Below are 7,928 nucleotides of genomic sequence, written 5' to 3'. Positions count from 1 at the left end.
AAAGCAAGACCATTGTCTGATGGAGCATACTGGAAAGTCAGATTGATAACTTTTTCTGTAAAGTCATCCCCGTAGCTGTCCACATACTGCTTGCTTTCGATAAAGTGGATGTAGTTGTTCAGCTTTTCTTGCAATAACTGTAAATGAATAATTTCTGTTTCTTCCTGCCACTTGATTGGGTCTAGAAGCAAGAGTTCCAAATGTTCTTCAACTATTCCTAAGCTATCAATTTTACTAGTCTGTAATACTGTTTCAATTGCTTGTTTCAATAATTTCGTAAACTCATACTCTGAAAAGAGAGTCTTTGAAATAGTCGGGTTCTTAAGAATTTGCTCTGGAAACTGCCTTAAGAAATTTCTATCCAATTCTTCTTGACTCTTATCTGGCCAATGGCCTGTCATTAAGTAAATTTTTACTTCATAGGCATCTTGAGGCGACTCAAAAGCTCTTTCCATAAGTTCTTTAGAAATAGGATAGATGACCTCTCGGTCTTGAAATCCGCCAGTCATAAAGTGCATCTCATATTTGCCATTTTCTTCATAGACAATAAAATTATTCCCTCTATGTGTAATTACGTTAGATTCATTATAATGCTCTAACTCATCCTCTTCTGGCCAGCGCCCATGCTCTACATAAAACATGACCTCTTTCCCGTCTTTAGATGTTAACAGAGCTTTTTTTACTAAATCTTCATCTATTGGATAAGAGAAACGTTCTCGCCCACGATACCAATTAATGCTATATTGCCCATTTAATTCATATATTATAAAGTCAGTCCCTCGTAACACTTTCATATATATCTGACCTTTCTATTGGAATACTTCGTCTATTGTATAATCCGACTCACTAAGTTGATCAATCACTGCCTCAGGAATCCCTCCCTGTGTGTAGCCTCCAGGTTCCCACAAACCTTGCCAAGCTCCAGGCTCGTTACCAGAAGGCATCCGGAGGTTTTTTAAGCGCTGAATATCAATAACAACTGGATTATCTCCTAGTACCCCTGTTCTAATCCCAATAGTTCCTCTAGAACTCTTGGATTACCATTAGATGCCCTTACAGCTTTTTCATAAACAAATTTAGGCATTACATAATGACCGTCAGGATGGCCTATCGTCGCACCATAATTTTGCAACCCATAATCATATGTTTCAAAGCTCATAACTTTCACTGCTCCATCATCGAACATAGCAAGATGAGTTGCAATTTCTTCTACTGAATAAACATGGTGAGGTGACGGACGGCTCCCGTTCTTCGTACTAACCAAGCCATCTTCAACCTGTTTTGAAAGATTGATATGAGGCAATTGCTCCATCTCAGCTTTAAAGTCATGTATAGAATAGACGGTATTCGATGAGCCTATCGTCACATTCCCCGTCTTCTGTGACACGACATCAATCCGTGTGCCCTTGGGTATCTCAACACCGCCGACAAAGTCGCCCTTGCCTGAGCCGACAATGGTGCCTCCATACTTGGACAGGTCTTCCAAGAGGTTCTGACGGCTGATTTTCAAACCATTCTGGGCAGTTGTGTATTCCTGGCTGCGGATGTTGCCTGCCTCGTCAAAACCAATCGCCTCCACTCGGATTTTCTGCTCCACGCCATCAACCGTCATCTTGATCGTGATGTTATTCTCGACCTTGCTGGCGATTTTACCAAACTCAACCGTTTGTAAGTCCACAAAGTCCTGACCCTGACGAGCGTTGAGCTGAATTTGTGGTTAATAGCAGAGCTACTCAACTTGTTTCAAAATGGATGCGAGAGAAAACAACTCCAACCTCACTCCCACTCCTAGGCTCCGCTTTAGAGCAAGCCTAGCCAAACCGTTTATGCACAAATGAAGAATATTTCTACCCTCCCATTATACCAAAAAATCCAGACAAGGTAATCCTGTCTGGACTAAAAACTCTACTCTGGCACTACAACCTTCAAACGAATATCTGTCGGCTGTAGCACTTTTTGAACTTGCACTAGGAAAGCAAGACCATTGTCTGATGGGACATACTGAAAAGTCAGATTGATAACTTTTTCTGTAAAGTCATCCCCATAACTTTCCACATACTGCTTGCTTTCAATAAAGTGAATGTAGTTGTTCAACTTTTCTTGGAGTTTGAGGAGGTGGTCTTGTTCAGTATCAGGAAGCCATGCGTTTCCATCTGCCAATAATAGTTCTAGGTGACCGTCCACAACGCCGATAGAGTCGATGGTTGCTGTATCCAAATAAAATTCTTGACTCTCCAATAGAATCTTTGCGTCATCGGAATCTAGATAGTCTTTAAGAACTTTCATAGCATACTCAACAGCTTCCTTATCCTGACCAAGACACCATCTTAACTTATCACTAATATGTTTATCAGAAATTAGATAAGATAATGAGACTTTTTTTTGAAATGAAGCTGTTGGATATCTAGGATTGGGAAGTGATATACTAAAAAGCCCTCCTTCTCCTGCTTGAAATTGAACATGTTTCTCAGTATCAGAAATAAGCATAGTCATCTCATAATCTTTGTAATGAAATAGGAAACTAAAACTTTCAAATGGCTTTTCATCAATGGATATATCATCTAAATCTGCCGCAAATACATTCCATAGTGCTTTTTTTACATTTTGGTAACCCAAACTCTCTTTAATTGGTAAATAGTCTTCACTCATTTATATGCCCTCCAAAAATTTCCAAACTTCTCAATTTTATAACCGTGTCTGTCAAGTAACTCTATTTCATTTGCATAAGAAACTCCAATTTTTTTTGTATCTGCCAATTCTCTTGCGAGAAACGGATCCGAAGTCAACACAAAATCTTTACCTTCCTGAATCTGTTTCAGAAGAAACTCATCATTAACCTTATAAGGTAATTCAGGGTCTACCTTTGTAATTGCCTCCCATCCTCGATTGCCAGCATCAAAATAGGTATATCCATTCGCGTGTGCAATTTGCTCATAAGAGGTAACACTTTCAAATTCAAAATATCCTAATAATGCTATATCGGAATCAGCATTATGGGTTGTTAGCTCTGTTAATTTATTAATGTCTGTCTGTGTATATGTTGTTCCCATTGTTTCTGTATAGTCCACAATTAACTGTTGGTCATAGCGAGAATCTGTTGGTAGGTGTATATCTGATACTTGTACGGGACCAATCGTCACATTCCCCGTCTTCTGCGACACGACATCAATCCGTGTGCCCTTAGGTATCTCAACACCTCCGACAAAGTCACCCTTGCCTGATCCGACAATGGTGCCGCCGTACTTGGACAGGTCTTCCAAGAGGTTCTGGCGGCTAGACTTCAAACCACTCTGAGCAGTCGTGTATTCCTGGATGCGGATATTGCCTGCCTCGTCAAAACCAATCGCATCAACTCGTATCTTCTGCTCAACGCCATCAACCGTCATTTTGATCGTGATGTTGTTCTCGACCTTGCTGGCGATTTTACCAAACTCAACCGTTTGTAAGTCCACAAAGTCCTGACCCTGACGAGCGTTGAGCTGATTTTGGCTTGGGCTTGAGACTTCAATGTGAGAAAGTTGGCTTTGGAGTCCCTTAACAGAGCCCTCTACAATTCCAAGAGAGTCGATGGATAAATCTAAATATGCTTTTCATTTAAATTAAAACTAAAAACTATTTTTCGATATAGTCTATCTATTGCCTCAGATTCCATATCAAATTCATCCCATACCCAGAATTCTTGACGCTCACTCACCTCATATACTTTATATTTTTGTGATTCCTCATCAAAATAGTAGCCCAGAGTAAATTGCCCACCAAATTTTCTTCCTGGCATAATATTAAATGCCCCTATTTCAGATTGATGAGCTTCCACAAAATTCAGTAATTCTTGCTTTGTCATTTATTTTCCTCAAGCTCTAATTCAATAATAGACTTCTGTTCCAGACTTGGTAAGGTATCATCGGGAAGGATGGTCTCAACCCGAGTTGCGTAGGCAGAAGCAAAACCAAAAACAACCACAATAATCGCAACCGAATAAACTAGAAAAACCCTTTTTAGAAAGGCACTAGAAACTGAGTAGCCCTCTGTCGAATACTGCTTCAGCTCAGGTTGTTTTTTCTCTAAGATATTTTTGGAAAAAACATAGGGTCTGACTGCACTCATCAATACAGATAGAAACACCATCGTCACAAGTGAATTGTACATTTGTGTTCTCGCCCCAATCGCTGTAATATAAAACATACTTGAAAACAAGAAAACTCCAAAAACAATAAATAGAATCAAGGATACCTGAGCATCCTTCTTCAGTTGTAAGAACTCTTCTACTGTCATTTTTTCCATTTTCATTTTATTCCCTTATTTACCTTGCCGATCCTACTAGTTATAATTACAACTCTATTATATCAAAAAGACGACCTCTTGCGAAGTCGTCTATGCTGCAAATTTGCATTATCTTCTATATAGCCTGTGTCATAAAGCTACGGCTTTCCAACACCTTAATCATAGCTTCTGCTGTATCAAGGGCCGTAAAGAGTGGAATTCCTCCTTCAATAGCAGAGCTTCGAATGACCTGACCGTCGCCATCCGCCACCCGTTTTTTACCAACCGTATTGATAATAGCCTGGACCTTACCTGCTCGAACAAGACTTGGAATATCTTGATAAGCTGCATCGCCTAATTTGCCAACAGTTGTCACGGATAGTCCCTTATCAGCCAGATAGGTAGCTGTACCTGCCGTAGCCAGCAGACCATAGCCTAGTTCATGGAAGCGTTGGGCAAGTCCAAGAGCTTCTTCCTTGTCTTCATCCGCAATGGTAAAGACTACATTACCAAACTCAGACAGGTGTTGATAGCTTGCTTCAAAAGCCTTATACAGTGCTTTTTCCAACGTCAAGTCTGACCCCATAATCTCACCGGTTGACTTCATCTCTGGTCCTAACAAACTGTCAACTTTAGCTAGTTTTGTGAACGAGAAGACCGGTGCCTTGACGTGCACTTGCTTGCTCTCAGGATAAAGACCGTCTTGGTAGCCAAGTTCCGCAAGGCTTTGTCCCAAAATCAATTTGGTTGCAACCTGAGCCATTGGAATGTCTGTGACTTTGGACAAGAATGGCACCGTACGACTGGCACGAGGATTGACCTCAATCACATAGACCGTTTCATCCTTGATGACAAACTGGATATTCATCATACCGATACAGTTGAGACCGATTGCCAAGCGTTTGGTGTAGTCTGCAATGGTCGCCTGCACTTCTTTGGACAAGGTTTGTGGCGGATAAACGGCCATCGAGTCACCTGAGTGAACCCCAGCGCGCTCGATATGCTCCATAATACCCGGAATCAAGACATCCTTACCATCTGAAATAGCATCCACTTCACACTCACGACCGACGATGTAAGAATCCACCAAAACTGGGTGCTCTGGCGAAGCCTTGACCGCAGTTCTCATATAAGAACGTAAGTCCTCTTCATTTTCGACAATCTCCATAGCACGACCGCCCAAGACATATGATGGACGAACAAGTACCGGGAAACCAATTTTGCGGGCCGCTTCTAGAGCTTCCTCTTCGTTGGTTGCGGTTTGGCCTGGTGGCTGTGGAATACCTAGGTCTTTCAGAGCTTTTTCAAATAAATCCCTGTCTTCAGCTCGGTCCAAGTCTTCCACTTGTGTCCCCAAGATTGGAATGCCTGCTTTGGCCAATGGCTCTGCCAAATTGATGGCCGTCTGTCCACCAAACTGAACGATAACCCCTTTTGGTTTCTCAAGGTCAATCACATTCAAGACATCTTCCAAGGTCAATGGCTCAAAATAAAGCTTGTCCGAAACCGAGAAGTCTGTTGAGACCGTTTCAGGGTTTGAGTTCATAATGATGGCTTCGTAGCCAGCGGCCTGAATAGCTTTTACAGAATGCACCGTCGCATAGTCAAACTCCACACCCTGACCGATACGAATTGGTCCAGAACCAAGCACCAAAACAGATTCTTTTTCTGAACGGATTGACTCATTTTCCCACTCATAAGTTGAATAGAAATAAGGCGTTGAACTTTCAAATTCAGCTGCACAAGTGTCCACCATCTTGTAAACGGGTACAATCTTGTGGTCAGTTCTCAGTTGACGGATGTAGGATTCTGTCCGTCCCCAGAGTTCCGCAATCTTGCGGTCTGCAAAACCGTATTTCTTGGCTTTTTTCAATAGGTCAATGTTATCAAAATTAGTAGCCAATTCCTGTTCGATTTCCAAGATGTGCAATAGCTTGTCGAGGAAGAAGACATCAATCTTGGTCAACTGAGCCAATTCTTCTACTGTATAGCCACGGCGAAGGGCTTCTGAAAGATAGAAGAGTCGATCATCTTGAGCCTTGACAATCTTTTCAACCAATTCATCATCTGTCACTTGGCTGAGTTCTGGCATTTCATTGTGGTAAACACCGATTTCCAAAGAACGGCAGGCCTTGAGTAAACTTTCTTCGATATTGCGACCGATAGCCATGACCTCACCAGTTGCTTTCATCTGCGTTCCAAGGCGACGCTCCCCTTTTTCAAACTTGTCAAATGGGAAACGTGGAATTTTTGCCACAACATAGTCAAGAGCAGGCTCAAACATGGCATAGGTTGTTCCTGTAACAGGGTTCACCATTTCATCCAAGGTCAAGCCAACCGCAATTTTTGCAGCTAGTTTGGCGATAGGATAGCCCGTTGCTTTTGATGCTAAGGCAGATGAACGAGAAACCCGTGGGTTTACTTCAATGACATAGTATTTGAAACTATGTGGATCCAGCGCCAACTGCACATTACAGCCCCCTTCGATTTTGAGGGCACGAATAATGCTGAGGCTGGCATCACGTAGCATCTGGTTTTCAATATCTGAAAGCGTCTGTGTTGGGGCAAATACGATAGAATCTCCTGTATGAATTCCTACAGGATCAAAGTTTTCCATGTTACATACGACCAATGCATTGTCGGCCGCATCACGCATCACTTCGTATTCGATTTCCTTGAAACCAGCAATCGAACGTTCAATCAAACACTGGGTCACCGGTGACAGTTTCAGACCATTTTCTGCAATTTCACGCAGTTCTTCTTCATTGGCACACATACCACCGCCAGTACCACCCAGCGTGAAGGCTGGACGAACGATGACGGGATAGCCTATTTCCTTAGCAAATGCCAAAGCCTCGTCAACTGTCGTCACAATAGTTGATTCAGGAATGGGTTGCTCGAGGTCTTCCATGAGTTGTTTGAAAAGGTCACGGTCTTCAGCCTGATCAATTGCAGACAGTTTAGTTCCCAACAACTCAACTCCAAGCTCATCTAAAATACCAGCCTTAGACAATTCCATGGCCATATTGAGACCTGTCTGACCACCAAGAGTTGGCAAGAGAGCATCTGGACGCTCCTTCCGTAAAATCCTTGTGACAAATTCAAGCGTAATCGGTTCAATATAAACCTTGTCTGCTATTTCCTTGTCTGTCATGATGGTCGCAGGGTTTGAATTGACCAGGACAACGCTATAACCTTCTTCCTTCAAGGCCAAACAAGCCTGGGTTCCAGCATAATCAAACTCCGCAGCCTGACCGATAATAATCGGACCAGACCCAATCACCATAATTTTCTTAATATCCGTACGTTTTGGCATAATGTATGATACAAAGCCCGTTAAGAGGACAAAGCGAAAATAGTAAACGCGACGCTGATGCTTCAAGCATCAAGACGACGTTTATCTTTTTCGCACAGTCCTTAGGGCGTGTTCGAATAGGAAAATCAAATCTTATTCGAACCTGTACCTTCTCCTTTCTATTCGTCAACTCACAGGTTGACATTAAATAAGATAAGTCCGACGCAATAAGGTTTAGCTCGATATTAGTTAAACCTTATTGCTAGTGTCAGAGTTAGCAAAGGTCCCATAGGACTTTGCGTAGAAGGACACATGCGTTAGCATGAAGTCCGAATTGCTCTGACCGACGTGAGAAAATGGATTCGACATTAAT

General features: G+C 42.2%; 7 protein-coding genes. All 7 read right to left on the bottom strand.

Annotated features, from left to right (window positions below; translation table 11 throughout):
• A partial coding sequence (locus C1E58_RS12355; protein WP_238142231.1) for a DUF6572 domain-containing protein occupies positions 1-794 on the bottom strand: 794 nt, incomplete at its 3' end.
• A 197-nt stretch (positions 795-991) separates the two neighbouring features.
• A complete protein-coding gene (locus tag C1E58_RS03465) occupies positions 992-1,678 on the bottom strand; it encodes a hypothetical protein (protein ID WP_105209344.1) in 687 nt (228 codons plus the stop codon).
• Between the two features lie 227 nt (positions 1,679-1,905).
• Positions 1,906-2,649: a DUF6572 domain-containing protein gene (locus C1E58_RS12350; protein ID WP_105209343.1), complete on the bottom strand. Its 744-nt coding sequence runs from the start codon at positions 2,647-2,649 to the stop codon at positions 1,906-1,908.
• Positions 2,646-3,452, bottom strand: coding sequence for a hypothetical protein (locus C1E58_RS12345; protein ID WP_238142230.1), 807 nt, complete (start codon positions 3,450-3,452; stop codon positions 2,646-2,648). The genes C1E58_RS12350 and C1E58_RS12345 overlap by 4 nt, the downstream gene beginning before the upstream one ends.
• 125 nt (positions 3,453-3,577) lie before the next feature.
• On the bottom strand, positions 3,578-3,841 hold the full coding sequence (locus tag C1E58_RS03450; RefSeq protein WP_105209342.1) for a hypothetical protein: 264 nt from the start codon (positions 3,839-3,841) through the stop codon (positions 3,578-3,580).
• The gene (locus C1E58_RS03445; protein WP_105209341.1) at positions 3,838-4,287 is read right to left on the bottom strand and encodes a hypothetical protein; all 450 of its coding nucleotides are present in this window, start codon (positions 4,285-4,287) and stop codon (positions 3,838-3,840) included. The genes C1E58_RS03450 and C1E58_RS03445 overlap by 4 nt, the downstream gene beginning before the upstream one ends.
• Positions 4,288-4,396: 109 nt before the next feature.
• Positions 4,397-7,576, bottom strand: coding sequence for a carbamoyl-phosphate synthase large subunit (gene carB / locus C1E58_RS03440; protein WP_105209346.1), 3,180 nt, complete (start codon positions 7,574-7,576; stop codon positions 4,397-4,399).
• Between the last annotated feature and the right edge of the window lie 352 nt (positions 7,577-7,928).

Origin of the sequence: Streptococcus suis (genome assembly GCF_002964575.1) — a bacterium.
Taxonomy (GTDB): domain Bacteria; phylum Bacillota; class Bacilli; order Lactobacillales; family Streptococcaceae; genus Streptococcus; species Streptococcus suis_R.
This window is presented reverse-complemented; position numbering and strand designations above follow the sequence as displayed.